3 protein-coding genes are annotated in these 1258 nt (G+C 27.0%); all 3 read left to right on the top strand.

Annotated elements, in window-relative coordinates; translation table 4 throughout:
* Positions 1 to 709 (top strand): type II CRISPR-associated endonuclease Cas1 (gene cas1, locus C4B24_RS04770; RefSeq protein WP_210725205.1); only part of this gene is annotated, 709 nt, incomplete at its 5' end.
* Positions 700 to 1020, top strand: coding sequence for a CRISPR-associated endonuclease Cas2 (cas2, locus tag C4B24_RS04765; RefSeq protein WP_131599636.1), 321 nt, complete (start codon positions 700 to 702; stop codon positions 1018 to 1020). The genes cas1 and cas2, both read left to right, overlap by 10 nt.
* Positions 1010 to 1258: hypothetical protein (locus C4B24_RS04760; RefSeq protein ID WP_131599634.1), on the top strand; the 249-nt coding region annotated here is incomplete at its 3' end. The genes cas2 and C4B24_RS04760, both read left to right, overlap by 11 nt.

Here is a 1258-nt window from a genome sequence, read left to right as displayed (position 1 = left end):
AATTAACGCACTAACTAATAATAATGTTAATGTATTGATTATGAATCACCTGCATATTCCTAATAGTAGTATTTCCCCAATTGTAGGGCACCACTCATCTTTGAAAATATTTCAAAAGCAAATTGCTTGAACAAATATTTATAAGGGCCACTGTTGAAAGAATATTATTAAGAATAAAATTAGCAATCAATCAAAATTACTTATCAAACTAGAAAAAGATGAAAATATTAGTAAATTAATAAAAGATGTTCAAGTCTTTGATATAAGCAATAGAGAGGGACATGCAGCCAAAGTTTATTGACATGCAATGTTTGGAGTTAGTTTTTCTAGGGATCAAAAAGCAATTAAACAACCATTTATTAACAACATATTGAATTATGGTTATGCAATTTTAAGGTCTTTGGTAATAAGGTCTATTTATAAGAAGGGTTTAGATCCTAGAATAAGTTTTTTCCACAAATCATTCACTAATTACTTTGCACTCGCATCAGATATCATGGAACCATTTAGACCCCTTGTTGATGAGGTAGTTTTTTCTCAAAGAGAAGAAAAAATATTTTCTATTGACATAAGAGAAGAGTTGATTAATATTCTTGATAAAAAGGTTTGAATAAATGGTAAAAAATATTTTGTGGAAAAAGCAATTGATATGGTCTTGGATGATTTGATCAAGGAAAATGGTTGACAATGAGTAGAATTATGAGATTAATACTAATGTATGACCTTTATGGCAATGATGAAGAAGGACAAAAAGTTTACACAAAATTTCACAAAGGAATCATTTCTAGAGGCTTTATAATGATGCAATATTCAGTTTATATCAAGGCAATTAACACACCAACAAAGAGAGATTATGAAATTAAGGCAATCCAAAAAATAGTGCCCAAAAATGGGAATATAAGAATACTCACTGTAACAGACAAACAATACCAAAACATGTCATTTTTAAGAGGTGGAAAGAAAATAAATGAAACCATAAATAATGAATTAAGGAGAGTGAAAATTAAATATGAAATTTAACAACAATACAATTCTAATAAAGAATATTTTTGATTTTATAAAGGGAAATCAAAAAGAGTATTTAATAATAAGCCCTTTAACTAAAATAAAAGAAGTGATAAACTTCACTAAAACAAATGTGTTGCAAAATTATATATTGGAAATAAATGACTTTCTTGGATCTTGTGTTGATGAAAAATCAATTGAAGTATTTGCTGACTTAATAAATAATGAAATAAATATTCCGTTTATAAATTAC

Origin of the sequence: Mycoplasma marinum, assembly GCF_004335975.1 — a bacterium.
GTDB lineage: Bacteria > Bacillota_I > Bacilli_A > Mycoplasmatales > Metamycoplasmataceae > Mycoplasma_K > Mycoplasma_K marinum.
This window is presented reverse-complemented; position numbering and strand designations above follow the sequence as displayed.